This window comes from Pectobacterium carotovorum (assembly GCA_016415585.1).
Lineage (GTDB): Bacteria > Pseudomonadota > Gammaproteobacteria > Enterobacterales > Enterobacteriaceae > Pectobacterium > Pectobacterium carotovorum_K.
Map to the genome: position 1 here is coordinate 514,553 of CP066552.1, position 14,246 is coordinate 528,798.

At 50.9% G+C, this 14,246-nt stretch carries 18 protein-coding genes; 5 read left to right on the forward strand and 13 right to left on the reverse strand.

The window, feature by feature from the left end; all coding sequences use genetic code 11:
* Positions 1 to 69: 69 nt before the first annotated feature.
* The 3 genes from JFY74_02340 to JFY74_02350 all read left to right on the forward strand — a co-directional run bounded on the left by JFY74_02340 (position 70) and on the right by JFY74_02350 (position 1,825).
* A complete protein-coding gene (locus JFY74_02340) occupies positions 70 to 435 on the forward strand; it encodes a diacylglycerol kinase (GenBank protein QQG28929.1) in 366 nt (121 codons plus the stop codon).
* 110 nt (positions 436 to 545) lie between these two features.
* Positions 546 to 1,154 carry a repressor LexA gene (gene lexA / locus JFY74_02345; GenBank protein ID QQG28930.1) on the forward strand — a complete coding sequence of 203 codons (609 nt, stop codon included), beginning with the start codon at positions 546 to 548 and terminating at the stop codon, positions 1,152 to 1,154.
* A gap of 461 nt (positions 1,155 to 1,615) precedes the next feature.
* Positions 1,616 to 1,825, forward strand: a complete 210-nt coding sequence (locus JFY74_02350; protein QQG28931.1) for a CsbD family protein — start codon at positions 1,616 to 1,618, stop codon at positions 1,823 to 1,825.
* A gap of 246 nt (positions 1,826 to 2,071) precedes the next feature.
* Here the strand turns inward: JFY74_02350 and JFY74_02355 are convergent, their stop codons facing one another.
* The 3 genes from JFY74_02355 to JFY74_02365 all read right to left on the reverse strand — a co-directional run bounded on the left by JFY74_02355 (position 2,072) and on the right by JFY74_02365 (position 4,065).
* The gene (locus tag JFY74_02355) at positions 2,072 to 2,506 is read right to left on the reverse strand and encodes a RidA family protein (protein QQG28932.1); all 435 of its coding nucleotides are present in this window, start codon (positions 2,504 to 2,506) and stop codon (positions 2,072 to 2,074) included.
* Positions 2,507 to 2,750: 244 nt separating this feature from the next.
* Positions 2,751 to 3,260, reverse strand: a complete 510-nt coding sequence (zur, locus tag JFY74_02360) for a zinc uptake transcriptional repressor Zur (GenBank protein ID QQG28933.1) — start codon at positions 3,258 to 3,260, stop codon at positions 2,751 to 2,753.
* A 106-nt stretch (positions 3,261 to 3,366) separates the two neighbouring features.
* Entirely contained in the window at positions 3,367 to 4,065 is a 699-nt protein-coding gene (locus tag JFY74_02365; protein ID QQG28934.1) for a pirin family protein, read from the reverse strand.
* A gap of 113 nt (positions 4,066 to 4,178) precedes the next feature.
* Between JFY74_02365 and JFY74_02370 the strand changes: the two genes are divergently transcribed.
* Positions 4,179 to 5,075: a LysR family transcriptional regulator gene (locus JFY74_02370; protein ID QQG28935.1), complete on the forward strand. Its 897-nt coding sequence runs from the start codon at positions 4,179 to 4,181 to the stop codon at positions 5,073 to 5,075.
* A gap of 58 nt (positions 5,076 to 5,133) precedes the next feature.
* Here the strand turns inward: JFY74_02370 and JFY74_02375 are convergent, their stop codons facing one another.
* The 10 genes from JFY74_02375 to JFY74_02420 all read right to left on the reverse strand — a co-directional run bounded on the left by JFY74_02375 (position 5,134) and on the right by JFY74_02420 (position 12,365).
* Positions 5,134 to 6,129, reverse strand: a complete 996-nt coding sequence (locus JFY74_02375) for a glutathione S-transferase family protein (GenBank protein ID QQG28936.1) — start codon at positions 6,127 to 6,129, stop codon at positions 5,134 to 5,136.
* A gap of 107 nt (positions 6,130 to 6,236) precedes the next feature.
* The gene (locus JFY74_02380; protein ID QQG28937.1) at positions 6,237 to 6,632 is read right to left on the reverse strand and encodes a DoxX family protein; all 396 of its coding nucleotides are present in this window, start codon (positions 6,630 to 6,632) and stop codon (positions 6,237 to 6,239) included.
* Between the two features lie 272 nt (positions 6,633 to 6,904).
* Entirely contained in the window at positions 6,905 to 7,195 is a 291-nt protein-coding gene (locus tag JFY74_02385) for a YqjK-like family protein (GenBank protein ID QQG28938.1), read from the reverse strand.
* Positions 7,192 to 7,587, reverse strand: a complete 396-nt coding sequence (locus tag JFY74_02390; GenBank protein QQG28939.1) for a phage holin family protein — start codon at positions 7,585 to 7,587, stop codon at positions 7,192 to 7,194. Before JFY74_02390 ends, JFY74_02385 begins: the two co-directional genes overlap by 4 nt.
* A 31-nt stretch (positions 7,588 to 7,618) precedes the next feature.
* A complete protein-coding gene (locus JFY74_02395) occupies positions 7,619 to 7,924 on the reverse strand; it encodes a DUF883 domain-containing protein (GenBank protein ID QQG28940.1) in 306 nt (101 codons plus the stop codon).
* Between the two features lie 174 nt (positions 7,925 to 8,098).
* Complete coding sequence (locus tag JFY74_02400; protein QQG28941.1) at positions 8,099 to 8,488, reverse strand: DUF1090 domain-containing protein; 390 nt, start codon at positions 8,486 to 8,488, stop codon at positions 8,099 to 8,101.
* Positions 8,489 to 8,493: 5 nt separating this feature from the next.
* Complete coding sequence (gene mzrA, locus JFY74_02405) at positions 8,494 to 8,889, reverse strand: EnvZ/OmpR regulon moderator MzrA (protein QQG28942.1); 396 nt, start codon at positions 8,887 to 8,889, stop codon at positions 8,494 to 8,496.
* Between the two features lie 2 nt (positions 8,890 to 8,891).
* Positions 8,892 to 9,575 carry a DedA family protein gene (locus JFY74_02410; protein ID QQG28943.1) on the reverse strand — a complete coding sequence of 228 codons (684 nt, stop codon included), beginning with the start codon at positions 9,573 to 9,575 and terminating at the stop codon, positions 8,892 to 8,894.
* 502 nt (positions 9,576 to 10,077) lie between these two features.
* Positions 10,078 to 10,854, reverse strand: coding sequence for a transcriptional regulator ExuR (gene exuR, locus JFY74_02415; GenBank protein QQG28944.1), 777 nt, complete (start codon positions 10,852 to 10,854; stop codon positions 10,078 to 10,080).
* Positions 10,855 to 11,063: 209 nt separating this feature from the next.
* Entirely contained in the window at positions 11,064 to 12,365 is a 1,302-nt protein-coding gene (locus tag JFY74_02420; protein ID QQG28945.1) for an MFS transporter, read from the reverse strand.
* A 414-nt stretch (positions 12,366 to 12,779) separates the two neighbouring features.
* Here JFY74_02420 and uxaC point away from each other — a divergent pair, with 414 nt between their 5' ends.
* The gene (gene uxaC, locus JFY74_02425; GenBank protein ID QQG28946.1) at positions 12,780 to 14,189 is read left to right on the forward strand and encodes a glucuronate isomerase; all 1,410 of its coding nucleotides are present in this window, start codon (positions 12,780 to 12,782) and stop codon (positions 14,187 to 14,189) included.
* Positions 14,190 to 14,246: the final 57 nt, after the last annotated feature.

The following is a 14,246-nucleotide window of genomic DNA, read 5'->3' on the forward strand; positions in this document are numbered from 1 at the left end:
CATCGGGATTCGTTCTCTTGCCGCCTGCCTGAAACTCGAATTATTTAGCGTATAAATAATGGAGGATAAATGAATAAAGCAACGGGGATGACCCGGATTATTAAGGCGACCGGTTATTCCTTTAAGGGGCTGAAGCAGGCGTGGCAGCATGAGGCGGCATTTCGTCAGGAAACGATACTGACCTTTGTCGGCGTCATTATCGCGTGTTTACTGCCGGTTACGCTGGTCGAAAAACTGCTGCTGATCGGGTCTGTGGTACTGATTATGCTGTTTGAGCTGGCGAATAGCGCCATTGAAGCCGTGGTCGATCGCATTGGGCCTGAGCATCACGAATTATCCGGTCGGGCGAAAGATATTGGGTCGGCCGCTGTCTTTGTTGCCATCTTGTTAGCCGCTGTCGTGTGGGGCAGTATCCTCTGGCAACATTTTGCCTGACGGCGCGCATAAATGAGTAAAAGTCAGGGGCTTTGCCGATATCGTCATTCCCAATTGTGCCTTACCTGTATATACTCACAGCAAGACTGTATAAACAACCAGGGGGCGGAATGAAAGTATTAACAGCAAGGCAGCAGCAGGTTTATGACCTGATCCGCGATCATATTGCGCAAACCGGAATGCCGCCAACGCGGGCGGAAATTGCTCAACAACTAGGGTTTCGCTCTCCCAATGCGGCTGAAGAACATCTGAAAGCGCTGGCGCGTAAAGGTGTGATTGAAATTGTATCGGGCGCGTCTCGTGGTATTCGTCTGCTGATGGAAGAAGAGACGGGTATTCCTCTGGTTGGTCGCGTGGCCGCAGGTGAACCTCTGCTGGCACAGGAACACATCGAATGTCGCTATCAGGTTGACCCTGCGATGTTCAAACCCAGCGCTGATTTTTTGCTGCGGGTGAGCGGCATGTCGATGAAAAATATCGGTATTATGGATGGCGATTTACTGGCCGTGCATAAAACAGAAGATGTGCGAAATGGTCAAATTGTCGTCGCGCGTATTGACGATGAAGTGACGGTGAAGCGCCTGAAAAAGCAGGGCAATACGGTACACCTCCTCGCTGAAAATGAAGAGTTTGCCCCGATTGTTGTCGATCTGCGTCAGCAAAGCTTTTCGATAGAAGGCTTAGCGGTTGGCGTGATTCGCAACAGCGACTGGAGCTAACCATTCGCAGAGATGCACTGCTCGTCTGTCTGGGTCAGTGCATCATGTCCTGTATTCATCGTTTAGCGTGTTAATCTGCTAACCATATATATTTAGTTACATTTCGCGCGCATTTTCTACGATCCCTATTACCCTCTGTTTTTTCACTGCTTTTTGCGGTGATTTTCTCTTTCTCAACGTCCGTTCTAGTCACAGATTTCTAATTTTCCATGTTAAGTGAAATATTCGACTATAATTTTTATCAAGGTAAGCATTTTTATCTTGATTGATCGTTTGTCGATTGATCATTAGCCATCACATGTAGATAGCCCGGTAATCAAGGGAGACAGTGGCGAAGAGCACCGTCATGGTTCACAGAGTTATGATGCTGCTTACTGAATAAATCTATTTATCTGAAATTGACGCATAAGTCGGTAGTCACGATTTTTTATGCGCAATGCACCTAAGGTACGGAGATTATTATGAATAAAGACCAAGCCAGCGGTAACTGGAAACAGTTTAAAGGTAAAGCGAAAGAGCAATGGGGAAAATTAACGGATGACGATCTGACGGTCATCGAAGGTAAGCGTGACCAACTGGTGGGGAGAATCCAGGAGCGTTACGGGTACGCAAAAGAAGCGGCAGAGAAAGAAGTGAAACACTGGGAAGAGCACCACAAATATCACTGGTAGCTATCGCTGGTGATAAAGGTGATGTCTCTCCACAGAAAAAACGATAGCCCTTGGGCTATCGTTTTTTAATGGGAACAGTATGTTTTAATGGGAACAGTATGGGCGTGATCGCCATGAGCCGATTGCTGCCGAAGGCGATGAACTTGTGCGAGCGTTATCTTAATCGGTGACGGCACTGTGCATCGTGTTGCTGAAAGCCTTCGAGACCGCCTTTCATGATAACCAACTGGCTAACGCCTTCAAGCATCAAGGAATGATGGCCACTGCTTCGATCTCGAATAATGCTCCTTCGACCACCAACTTTGAAATTTCTACAGTTGTGCTCGTCGGTGGAGTCTTCGTATTGACAAAGCTGTCCCGCACCTCTCGGAGCACCGGGATTTGGTTCTTGGCATCTGTCATGTACATGTTGATCTTCACGACGTTTTCCCATGTGGCGCCCACAGATTCAAGCGACGTTTTGACGTTCTGAAATGCCTGGTGGGCCTGTGCCCTGAAGTCTCCAGGCTCGCCCGCCATCTTTCCGTCAGGCAGAAAGCCCAACTGACCCGCGACAAAAACCATCCGCTGCCCGCTGGGGACGACTGCGACGTGTGAATATCCGAATGGTTTGGCGACGCCAGGAGGGTTGGAGAAGGTCACGCTCTGTGCATTGGCACTTTCAACCGCAACGAAAGCCATCGCTGCCACACGCTAGCATGATCAGCAAGAATCAATAATAAGCTATCGTTCGGCGGTCTGCGTGCGATCTTAAGGATAGACCGCGATCCAAAGGGCGTGACGTCATGAAACCAACGACATAAACGTCGTAATTCTGGTCCGAAGCGATCAAACGGGTACTGGCGCAGGGATTAACGCCAGAGAAAGCGGCACATCGTGATGCCCTAAGAGATGGGGTGCGCATCCAAGCTGCGTAAAGAATGGGCTATCGTTTTTTAATTGGAACCGTATGGTCGTGATCGCAATGATCCGGCTGTTTGCATGAGGCAACTTCCTGACAGCCTCCACACAAGCCGTGTGCTTCCACCACGCTGTGACGCAGCGTAAATCCTGACTGCTGTGCCAGACTGCGTAATGTTTCTTCGACACCTTCGGTTTGACGTTCGGTGACTTGCCCGCAGCGGTCGCAGATGAAAAGGGCGGACGTGTGGCTGTGGTCCTCGATATGGTGACACAGCACATAGCTGTTGTTGGATTCGACGCGATGAATGAAGCCTTGTTCCAGCAGAAAATCCAGTGCGCGATAGACGGTCGGCGGTTTCGCCTGAGGCTCGGAAACGCGCAGCAGATCCAACAGGTCATAAGCGCTGATAGCACCGGACTGCTGTGCCATAAGGCGTAAAACCTCTAACCGCTGTGGCGTGAGACGCACAGCGCGCTGCTGACAAATCTGTTCAGCCTGGGCAAGAAGTTTGTCCTGTTTGGTTGAATCCATTGTCATATCACCCTGACGCATTGAGGAACAAGGCGGATATCTTACCACGACTGAATAAAAACGCCGAACTGGAGGCGTTTTCCTGCAAAAACAGCGGACAGAAGCGCTACACGACCAGATCGATGAGCAGCGCCCGCAAAGGCGACTCTGCCTGTAGCGTCAACGCCGTTTCTTCCTTAATGAAGGCGCCGTCGCCGCAGTGTAGTGTTTCACTGTTCTGATTGCCTTTTACTGCCATTGAACCGTGGATCAGCTGGAGGTATGCCTGATTTCCCTGTAGCGCGATTGTGCTTTGCTCATTCTGCTGGAGATCGACATGATGAACCCAAACCTGCTGGCGCAGTTGCAGGCTATTGTGTTCACCTTCTGGTGATGCAAGCAGCGTATGGTTTACTGAATTCAACCCCATGCGCTGCAACGGGCTGTTCTCGCGAGTCTGGCAGGCATTCAGCCATAATTGCAGACGCGTCAGCGGTTTGTTGGCACTGGTATTATGTTCGCTATAGCTGACATTTGGCTGAGTCGCGAGCAGCAGCACATCTCCGGCTTTCGCCTGAATGTGGCAACCGTTGCTGTCGCGGTATTCCGCTTCGCCCTGAAGAATAATGTTCAGAATATCAACCCGTGGGTAGGTTCGTGGCTGGAATGATGCCCCCGGTGCCAATACTTCCTGATTGAGCACGCGCAGAGACGCGTAGCCCAGCAACTGTGGGTCAAAATAGTGACCAAAAGAAAAGGTATAGCGCGCCTGCAACCAGCCATAGTCGGCCTGGCCACATTGCCCCGCAGCTCTTCGTGTGATCATAATTGTTATCCCTCCAGAGAATTATTTATTGAACTGATAGTAATTGTGTGGACGTTGGATTGTTAGCTAGTTAATCTGGTCGGTATATTCAAAATTCCTGAATGAGTACGAAGATGGCGAAAGAACGAGCATTGACGCTGGAAGCGTTGAGGGTGATGGATGCGATCGATCGTCGTGGCAGCTTTGCCGCTGCGGCAGATGAGCTGGGTAGGGTGCCTTCGGCACTGAGCTATACCATGCAGAAACTGGAAGAAGAGTTAGATGTTGTGCTGTTCGATCGTTCTGGACATCGTACTAAATTCACGAATGTTGGACGCATGTTGTTGGAACGCGGACGTATCTTGCTGGAAGCCGCAGATAAGCTCACCACCGATGCTGAGGCGCTAGCGCGCGGTTGGGAAACGCACTTGACGATTGTGACGGAAGCCTTGATTCCGACTCAGCGGATTTTCCCATTAATCGATAAGCTGGCGCTTAAAGCCAATACGCAGGTATCGATTCTGACTGAAGTGCTGGCTGGGGCGTGGGAGCGTCTTGAGCAAGGACGCGCCGATATTGTGATTGCGCCGGACATGCATTTTCGCGCGTCTTCTGAAATGAATACCCGCAAGCTGTACACGATGAATAACGTTTATGTCGCCAGCCCGGAGCATCCGATTCATCAGGAGCCTGAACCGCTGTCGGATGCAACCCGGGTGAAATACCGTGGGATTGCGATGGCAGACACCGCGCGTGAACGACCAGTACTGACTGTACAACTGTTGGATAAACAGCAGCGTCTGACAGTGAGTTCGCTGGATGATAAACGGCGTGCGTTGTTGGCTGGGTTAGGCGTCGCGACCATGCCGTATCAGATGGTTGCGCAAGATATTGCCGAAGGGCGTTTACTGGTGGTTGGCCCAGAGCATCAGATGGAAAGCCAGATTATTATGGCGTGGCGGCGAGACAGCATGGGCGAGGCGAAATCCTGGTTCCTGCGTGAAATTCCAAAACTGCTGAACCAGCCCTAAATCCTGCATTTTCTGCGGCAAGGTGTGGCTCCACACCTTGCCTCTGCACTTCATTATGTCAGTATAAATCGACAAACGTCTTATCACGGTGGTGAGGCTGGTTCAGATCTTGCTCTGGACCCAGCGAAATCACGCCATGAGGATTAATCGTGCCGTGGCTACGATAGTAGTGGTGACGAATATGCGCCATATCGACGGTATCGGCGATACCGGGCATCTGATAAATATCACGCAGGAAACCGAACAGATTAGGGTAATCGCTCAGGCGATATTTATCGCATTTAAAATGCGTGTGATAGACCGGATCGAAACGGATCAACGTCGTCCACAGCCGCAGGTCGGCTTCGGTTAACTGCTCACCCGTCAGATAGCGCTGTTTTGCCAGAATGCTTTCCAGATCGGATAACGCGGCGAAAACGGTCGTGGCGGATTCATCATAGGCTGACTGGCTTGTCGCAAAACCGGCTTTGTACACACCGTTATTGACCTTGTCGTAAATCCAGCCGTTCAATTCGTCAATCTGAGCGCGTAGCGCTTCTGGGTAATAATCTCCCGCCGTTGCTCCCACGCCATCAAAAGCGCTATTCAGCATGCGGATGATATCGGCAGATTCGTTACTGACGATGGTGTGCTGCTCGGTATCCCACAGGACAGGCACGGTCACCCGACCGCTGTAGTCTGGCATGGCGTGCAGGTAGAGCTGGTAGAGGAATTCATGCTGATAGAGTGAGTCACCCGTCGCAGCTTCAAAATTGGTACCGAACGTCCAGCCATGATCGAGCATGAGCGGATGAACCACCGAAACGGCGATGTGATCTTCTAACCCTTTCAATTGCCGCATAAGCAGCGTGCGGTGTGCCCACGGGCAGGCGAGTGAAACGTAGAGATGATAACGGCCGGACTGGGCAGGGAAGCCACCTTTGCCGGTGAGGCCTGGGGCGCCATCGGGCGTTACCCAGTTGCGGAATGCAGATTCTGAACGCTTAAAATGGCCGCCGGTAGATTTGGTTTCATACCAGGTATCGTGCCATACGCCGTCAACCAGTTGTCCCATAAATCCTCCGTGAGTGAGTGATGATAAAACGACGGCAAGCCTTGTGTGCTTGCCGTCTCATTCGTTATTCGACTATTAAGTGTAGTACAGGCCGGAAAAGGCTTGTCTTACCACTTTTTGCCCAGCAGGCGGTCGATACTGAATGCGCCTGGGCCAGTTACAGCGAGCAGGAGGTAGCCGCCAGCGATGGTCAGGTTTTTCATGAACATCAGTTGGTTCATGCCTTCCGCAAAGTTAGAGTGGAAAATCAATGCAGTCAGCAGCGTAAAGCCGGCAGTGAACAGCGCGACAGTACGCGTCAGCAGACCGAACAGAACCGCCAGACCACCACCCAGCTCCAGCAGAATGGTCAGCGGCAGCAGGAAGGTCGGCACGCCCATCGCCTGCATGTATTGTTGTGTGCCTGCATAGGCATCACCCAGCTTACTGTAACCTGCAACGATAAACAGAATTGGCATTAAGATACGTGCAACCAGCAGTGCAGTACTTTCTAAATTTTTCATCATCTCTCCAATTAATTTTGTTGTGGGCTATATTGCCCTGTTTTGTTTGTTGTAGCAGGTGTGGTCTGAAAACTTGGCCCGCCATCAGGTTATGGGCAGATAGTATAGAGAGATGATTTACGCTGCCAGCGAGTATAATTGTTGCTTTATTTCAGAAAAATTGATGTTCAGTGAAACGTGCAAGAACGCGCTATAATGACGTGAGCGCGTCAGGCAACGGTAAGATAAGCAGTGTCGTTATGCAGGGTAGGCAACTGAGGTGATGGAAGGGCTTAGGGACGTTGGTCAAACGTTTTACGCACGAGCTTGAAGGTTCCCCACAGCCCGACGAGGCGGCGTCCCCAGCGGATCATGCGGCTAGGATGGCGCACGCCATAGAGCGCCACGAGGCTAGAGCCAACGATCCAGTATTTACGCCACTGCATTAGACTTTGCCAGCTACGATCGTAACGGGCGGTGCTATCCAGCCAGTGTTTTTTACCTGCCGATAAATCCAGCCGCTGCTGCTGTATCTGGCGCAGTAGCTGGGCTTTTTCTCTGTCTCGCTGCTGACGCTGGTTCACTTGGGATCTTCCTCCAGCAGCGATCTGTCGGTCGCCAGCTCTTTACGCGTTGCTTTGAGCAAGGTGGAGCGACGTACCTTCACGAGTGTCCATATACCGCCTATCAGCGCCAGTCCGAGCAATGTGGCGGTAATACAGCCCAGCGCAAAGAGACGATATTGCGGATCGATGCCCCAGATGATCAGCGCAATCAGACTCATAATGCCAAAAGCGGCAAAAAGCAGCGTCAGGCCGACCATAATCAGCAATTGAATCAGATTGGCTTTCTCTTCCTCTAATTCAATGACGGCCAGTCGAACACGGCTTTCTACCATGCTGACAATAATGGAGATGATGCGTTGAGCAGAAGCCATGACCCCGCTTGCGGGGCCTTGTTGTGATTTATCCGTCATAACGATCCGCTAAGTCATAACAAGCCGCTAATTAGCGACGAGACAGCAGGACGCCAAGTACGACACCGACTGCTGCGCCAATGCCGACACCAGTCCACGGGTTCTGGCGTACATAATCGTCCGCAGATTCAACCGCTTCTTTGGTTTGGGAAGCGATGCGCTCACCGGTATCGCTCAGGCGACTGCGGGTTTCTTTCAGCGCGCTTTCTGCCTTATTACGCAGCTTGTCGAGTTCCGCTTTAGATTTATCGCTGGAGGTGCTTAATACTTCTTCCAGCGTGTCCGCCAGTGATTTCAATTCGGCGCGTAGGTACTCAGAATTTTGATCTTTAGCCATATTAATAACCCTTCATGTTATAAACCTGAACGTTAACTATAGCTGAAGCTGAGATTTATGCTGCCCCAAACGGTACGGACAATTCTGATAACTCGCTGTAAATTTTAGTGATTTGGTTTTTGAATACAAAATGAACAGTAATCGTGTGTTTTTTAGGGGCAATGTGGTGATGGGCTATTGCGACGTGCCACGTTCTGCGGCGCGCAATTCCTGCTCGGCTTCAGCCAGCTTTCTTTCGCGCTTGAGAATCTTCTCTGCGTCATCCCCTTTATGGCGGCTTTCATTCAGTTCCTGCCGCCGTTCAGCAACGTCTTTGCGTTTCTCCGCAATGGCTTCCTGACGTTTCTCTGCTAATCCGGCATCCGTACAGTGGGTTTTCACGCCGTCCAGCGCCTTCTCTAATCCATTGATGCGGTTCTGATTGCCGTGCTTACGTGCTTCATCGATTTGACGCTGAATATCCTGCGCTTTCTGCTGACAGGTTTCCACCTGATTGGTGGCACTCGCCAGCACGTGACCGGAAAGCAGGACAGATAATGCAATGATGGATGGAAATAGTTTCATCTTCGTCACCCCAGTTTGGATTGTTTCTGTGTCAGTTTCTGCTGCCAGAACGGTGTCGGGGCTGCCGCTTGTTGCGCGGTAATTGTGACTTTAGGTAGAGACAAACGCAGGACATCTCTGGCAGCGATACTTTGTTCTGGCGAGGCCAGACGGACGATCAGGCTATCTTGCTCTGGTGTAATGCTTTTGATCGCAATCCCTTTTTCATTGAGACGCTGATACACGTAAAAGCCATCTGGTAATGCGGCACCATCATAAGGCTTGATGTGTAGCATAGCATCGTCCTGAGAATGGCGCGGTGACTGTGACTGCGTCAATGCAATCATCGGCAGCGCAAGCAATAGCAGTATTCGAGCTGCTTTCCTGGAGAAGAGCCTAGAGAATAACCCGCTGATTGACACGGTTAGCTCCCTTTTTCAGCGTTATCTGCTTTAGCGTCACGTTTTTTACGCCACAGGACAAAAAGCGATCCAAACAGGCCGATAAACAGCAGGGCTAGCGGCAGTATCATCAGGCAGAGCATCAGCTCGTCTTCATATTTCAGGAAGACGGTTGTTTTCCCTAAGGCGTAGCCCAGCGTAACCAGAATAAACACCCACAGGAACCCGCTCATCCAGTTGAAGAACTGAAAGCGCGCGTTATTCAGGCCTGACAAGCCTGCGATGGTGGGTAATAACGTTCTGACAAAAGCCAGAAAGCGGCCAACTAATAGTGCGGACAGACCATGACGATGGAAGAGTTGGTGGGCGCGTTGGTGATAGTGCGCGGGCAAATGTGATAGCCAACCCTGAACCACTCCCGTATTGCCAAGCCATTTCCCCTGAATATAGCTTGCCCAACAGCCGAGGCTGGCGGCCGTCGTCAGGAGAAATATCGTAAAAGGGTAATTCATTGTGCCCTTGGCGACGAGGACGCCGACCAAAATGAGCAGGCTATCGCCGGGCAGGAAAGCGGCGGGGAGCAGGCCATTTTCCAGAAAGATAATCAGAAACAGTAATATGTAGATGGTCCATACCAGCTTCGGGTCGGCTAAAATATCGAAATCCTGATGCCAGAGTGCGTTTAACAGTTCTTTGATTAATTCCATCCGGTATTCCTAATACTGCTGTTGCATTTTAGCCTTGGCGACAATCACGCGTCTGGACATGATAAGAATGAATACAGTGTTAATCCCGTCATAATTCAAGTTGCCTGAAACTTGAATTATGACGGGTATATCAGGGCGCAGGATTATGATTTTTTTTATGATCTCTGTTTTTTCTGCCCGATAGTGACGCTGGTGTCTGACTTGATGCTCACTTTCGCTGCGAACCTGATAAACAGGCAGCTTGCGGATTGTTTGGTCTTGGTAGACTTTGCATCCAAAGCGACGGATTAAGCGTAAGAAAGACGCGTTAACTGTAACAAAATAGGTGTTACTGAGACAGAAAAATATTACGACAACTGAGGCGATTTAGGGGGATTTTTCGAGGAAGAGTTGTGATTTCTGCGATATTTTACACTCGCTGACAGAAATCAACGTTTTCTGACTTTTTTCCGTTGGTTCAAAAATTCCCCCCTGCGCTCAAAACAAGGGGGAGGATGCCTATTTAGGGCTTGCCCGTGTGTATCTGGTCGAGGTGGACGACCGGATTTTCGGCGAACATATAGCGGTCGACGTTAAACTCGAAATCATCCGTCGTGGCGCGAAACAGCATCTGTTTGGTATTTTCCAGATGTTGCCACATGGCCAGTTTGGCTGCATAAGGATCTTTGCGAATCAGTGCCTTAAGGATACGATCGTGTTCCTCGCACCAGCTTTCAATCGACTTGTCGTCAATGTGCTCATGCAGCTTGCGCCAGTAGGGATTGTGGATCCGTTGGCTCCACATTTTCTCGACGATGGTCGCCATCGCGGAGTTCTGTGTTGCCAGCGCGACCTGAACGTGGAATTTGAGATCCCACTGAGAATCACGGAAGCGATCTTCTTGCCGTGCGTATTCCTGAATTTCCATCAGTTGGATGATGTCCTGACGGGTTACCTGCGTGGCCGCAAATTCGGCAATGTTGCTTTCAATAAGTTGGCGAGCCTGAAGCAGCTCAAAGGGGCCAGCGGCGACGAATTCACTATCACTGCTATTAATGAACGGGTTTTTCTGCTGATTGGAAATAACGTGAATGCCTGAACCTTTGCGTACTTCAACGTACCCTTCGACTTCCAGCATGATGATGGCTTCGCGCACCACGGTGCGGCTGACGTTCATTTCTTCAGAAATATAGCGCTCTGCCGGTAATTTTTCGCCGACCTGATATATACCACTTTCAATGCGCTGTTTTAATTCTGCGGCTAGCTGCTGGTATAGCCGTCGGGGTTCAGTGAGTGCCATGATGATGTCTACTCTCGATAGATGACGGTCCATGTGCCACGTCAGGGCCTGAGTGTCTATCTCGTTAATCTTTGAGGGATGATTTGTTATACCACTTAATCATAGCAGCAACCAATGTTGTGGTCACAGTTATCGCAGTGTGTTATCGGAGGGAGGTGGCTCACCCAGTCGCAGATCATACCGGATGAGCCAGGATAATGCAGGGATTATCAGTGCTGGTTGGCTTCTTTCAGCGTTTCCGCCGCCGCAGCGACTTCTGATGCCGGTTGGTTTTTCAACACCGTCCAGATGACGACGGCACCTAACAGGTCAAAGACGGCCAGTGCAGCAAACAGCGGGCTGAAGCCCAGCGTATCGGCCAGCGCGCCGACAACCAGTGCAAACATGGTACTTGCCATCCAGGCTGCCATGCCGGTCAAACCGTTCGCGGTAGCCACTTCATTACGGCCAAATACGTCAGATGACAGGGTAATCAGCGCGCCGGACAGCGACTGATGCGCAAAACCACCGACGCACAGCAGGGCGATGGCGACATAAGGGCTGGAGAACAGCCCGATCATGCCCGGTGCAATCATTAGTACCGCACCCATCGTGACGACCATTTTGCGGGAAACGATCAGATTCACTTTGAAATGTTTCTGGAACAGCATTGGCAAGTAACCGCCCAGAATACAGCCGATATCGGCGAACAGCATTGGCATCCAGGCGAACATGGCGATTTCTTTCAGGTTAAAGCCGTAGGCTTTAAACATGAACAGCGGGATCCACGCATTGAAGGTTCCCCAGGCGGGTTCAGCCAGGAAACGCGGCAGTGCGATACCCCAAAACTGACGGTTACGCAGGATCTGCCAGGCAGACATTTTCTTCGCGTTATTAGTCTGATGCTGTGCTTCTTGCCCGCTAAGAATGTAGTCACGTTCTTCGTCGCTGAGTTTTTTCTGATCTTTCGGATGCTTATAGAAAACGAGCCAGCAGATGGCCCAGATCAGGCTTAGCGCACCGGTAATGATAAAGGCCATTTCCCAGCTGTGTGCCACAATCGCCCAGACCACCAGTGGTGGCGCGATCATGGCGCCGATGGATGACCCCACGTTGAAGTAACCTACCGCAACAGAGCGCTCTTTTGCCGGGAACCATTCGCTGCTGGCTTTCAGGCCCGCAGGGATCATGGCCGCTTCTGCCATACCCACCGCGCCGCGGGCGATCGCTAAACCCCCCCAGCTATTTGCCAGCGCGGTGCCCATACAGAAGATGGCCCACAGAATGGCGAACATGGCATAGCCGATTTTTGTGCCCAGCAAATCCAGCACATAGCCAGCGATAGGCTGCATAATGGTATAACAAGCTGAGTAGGCAGCAACGATGTAAGAATACTGCTGTGTAGTAATGTGTAACTGATCCTGTAGCGTCGGTGCGGCGACAGATATTGCATTACGCGTCAGATATCCCAGCACGGTGCCAATGGTCACCAGGCCGATCATATACCAGCGTAATCCTTTGATTTTACGCATTTACTTTCTCTCCGAGTCAATAAAAACACCGTGGTGGCTCTTGAGTGGCGTCACGGTGTGATGTGTCTTGTGATGTTGTACGACACGTTTTTTTGTTGTGCTGAACAGGAAAACCCTTCTCTTTGTGAGATAGCGATTGAATCCCTGCTTAAGGCAGCGCTACAATAATTTGTCATACAACTTTAAAAGTTGAGTGATATCACAAAACCATTATTTTTATATGGAATAGCGGATTCCTCGTTTAAACCGAGAGAGATACGCCGTTTACGGCGATAAATGCTGAGTTATTGTACTGTTTGTTACATTTTTGCGATCATGACCTCACAAATACTGTGAGATATCGCGCATAATTGGTGTGATATCTTTTAACGGTCAACTAATTTGGTGCACAAGAAGCACGGTAAGGAAGAGAACATGCCCCAGTTTCTGAGTGAAGATTTTCTGTTAGACAGTGAATTTGCCCGTCGTCTTTATCATGAATATGCCGTCGACCAACCGATATTTGACTACCATTGCCATTTACCGCCTGAACAGATCGCGGAAAACTACCGTTTCAAAAATTTGTATGACATCTGGTTGAAAGGCGATCACTACAAGTGGCGTGCGATGCGCACTAACGGCGTGCCTGAGCGTTTGTGTACGGGCGATGCCAGCGATTGGGAAAAATTTGAAGCCTGGGCCGCTACCGTGCCGCACACCATCGGCAACCCGCTCTACCATTGGACGCACCTGGAACTGCGTCGTCCGTTCGGCATCACCGGCACGCTGCTGTCGCCGAGCACGGCAAAAGACATTTGGGATCGTTGTAATGCCATGCTGGAGCGCGATGACTTTACCGCGCGCGGCATCATGCAGCAGATGAACGTGAAAATGGTTGGGACGACAGACGATCCGATTGACGATCTGCGCCACCATAAAACCGTTGCTCAGGATTCAAGCTTCTCTATCAAAGTGTTGCCGAGCTGGCGCCCGGATAAAGCGTTCAACATTGAACTGGCAACCTTCAACGACTACATGGCGAAACTGGGTGAAGTCTCCGACACCGACATTCGTCGTTTCAGCGATCTGCAAACGGCGCTGACCAAGCGTCTGGATCACTTCGCGGCACATGGCTGTAAAGTGTCTGACCACGCGCTGGATGTGGTGATGTTTGCCGAGGCGGATGAGGCAACGCTGGATAAAATTCTGGCGCGTCGTCTTGCGGGCGAAACGCTGAGTGAACATGAAGTGGCACAGTTCAAGACCGGCGTTCTGGTCTGGCTGGGGGCGGAATATGCCCGTCGCGGCTGGGTTCAGCAGTACCACATTGGTGCACTGCGCAACAACAACCTGCGTCAGTTCAAGCTGCTGGGGCCGGATGTGGGCTTCGATTCCATCAACGACCGTCCGCTGGCTCAGGAACTGTCTCGCCTGCTCAGCAAGCAGAATGAAGAAAACCTGCTGCCGAAAACCATCCTTTACTGCCTGAACCCGCGCGATAACGAAGTGCTCGGCACCATGATCGGCAACTTCCAGGGCGAAGGGATGCCGGGCAAGATGCAGTTCGGTTCCGGCTGGTGGTTCAACGATCAGAAGGACGGCATGCAACGTCAGATGACCCAGTTAGCACAGCTTGGTCTGCTGAGCCGCTTCGTCGGTATGCTGACCGATAGCCGCAGCTTCCTGTCTTATACCCGTCATGAATATTTCCGCCGCATCCTGTGCCAGATGATTGGCCGCTGGGTGGAAGATGGCGAAGCGCCAGCCGATCTGCCTTTGCTGGGTGAAATGGTGAAAAACATCAGTTTCGATAACGCTAAAAACTATTTTGCCATCGAGCTGTAATTCCACGGCGTCGTAAGGTGTGAATTGCGTGAGGGCGCGGCAGTAAGATTCCCAAAG

What these genes read in the sequence shown, in the direction of transcription:
- JFY74_02365 (QQG28934.1), bottom strand. Translation starts at nt 4,065, where the DNA reads ATGATCACACGAAGAGCTGCGGGGCAATGTGGCCAGGCCGACTATGGC.
- JFY74_02395 (QQG28940.1), bottom strand. Translation starts at nt 7,924, where the DNA reads ATGGCTAAAGATCAAAATTCTGAGTACCTACGCGCCGAATTGAAATCA.
- JFY74_02390 (QQG28939.1), bottom strand. Translation starts at nt 7,587, where the DNA reads ATGACGGATAAATCACAACAAGGCCCCGCAAGCGGGGTCATGGCTTCT.
- JFY74_02375 (QQG28936.1), bottom strand. Translation starts at nt 6,129, where the DNA reads ATGGGACAACTGGTTGACGGCGTATGGCACGATACCTGGTATGAAACC.
- JFY74_02380 (QQG28937.1), bottom strand. Translation starts at nt 6,632, where the DNA reads ATGAAAAATTTAGAAAGTACTGCACTGCTGGTTGCACGTATCTTAATG.
- JFY74_02420 (QQG28945.1), bottom strand. Translation starts at nt 12,365, where the DNA reads ATGCGTAAAATCAAAGGATTACGCTGGTATATGATCGGCCTGGTGACC.
- JFY74_02400 (QQG28941.1), bottom strand. Translation starts at nt 8,488, where the DNA reads ATGAAACTATTTCCATCCATCATTGCATTATCTGTCCTGCTTTCCGGT.
- exuR (QQG28944.1), bottom strand. Translation starts at nt 10,854, where the DNA reads ATGGCACTCACTGAACCCCGACGGCTATACCAGCAGCTAGCCGCAGAA.
- JFY74_02350 (QQG28931.1), top strand. Translation starts at nt 1,616, where the DNA reads ATGAATAAAGACCAAGCCAGCGGTAACTGGAAACAGTTTAAAGGTAAA.
- JFY74_02410 (QQG28943.1), bottom strand. Translation starts at nt 9,575, where the DNA reads ATGGAATTAATCAAAGAACTGTTAAACGCACTCTGGCATCAGGATTTC.
- JFY74_02355 (QQG28932.1), bottom strand. Translation starts at nt 2,506, where the DNA reads ATGGCTTTCGTTGCGGTTGAAAGTGCCAATGCACAGAGCGTGACCTTC.
- zur (QQG28933.1), bottom strand. Translation starts at nt 3,260, where the DNA reads ATGGATTCAACCAAACAGGACAAACTTCTTGCCCAGGCTGAACAGATT.
- uxaC (QQG28946.1), top strand. Translation starts at nt 12,780, where the DNA reads ATGCCCCAGTTTCTGAGTGAAGATTTTCTGTTAGACAGTGAATTTGCC.
- lexA (QQG28930.1), top strand. Translation starts at nt 546, where the DNA reads ATGAAAGTATTAACAGCAAGGCAGCAGCAGGTTTATGACCTGATCCGC.
- JFY74_02340 (QQG28929.1), top strand. Translation starts at nt 70, where the DNA reads ATGAATAAAGCAACGGGGATGACCCGGATTATTAAGGCGACCGGTTAT.
- JFY74_02370 (QQG28935.1), top strand. Translation starts at nt 4,179, where the DNA reads ATGGCGAAAGAACGAGCATTGACGCTGGAAGCGTTGAGGGTGATGGAT.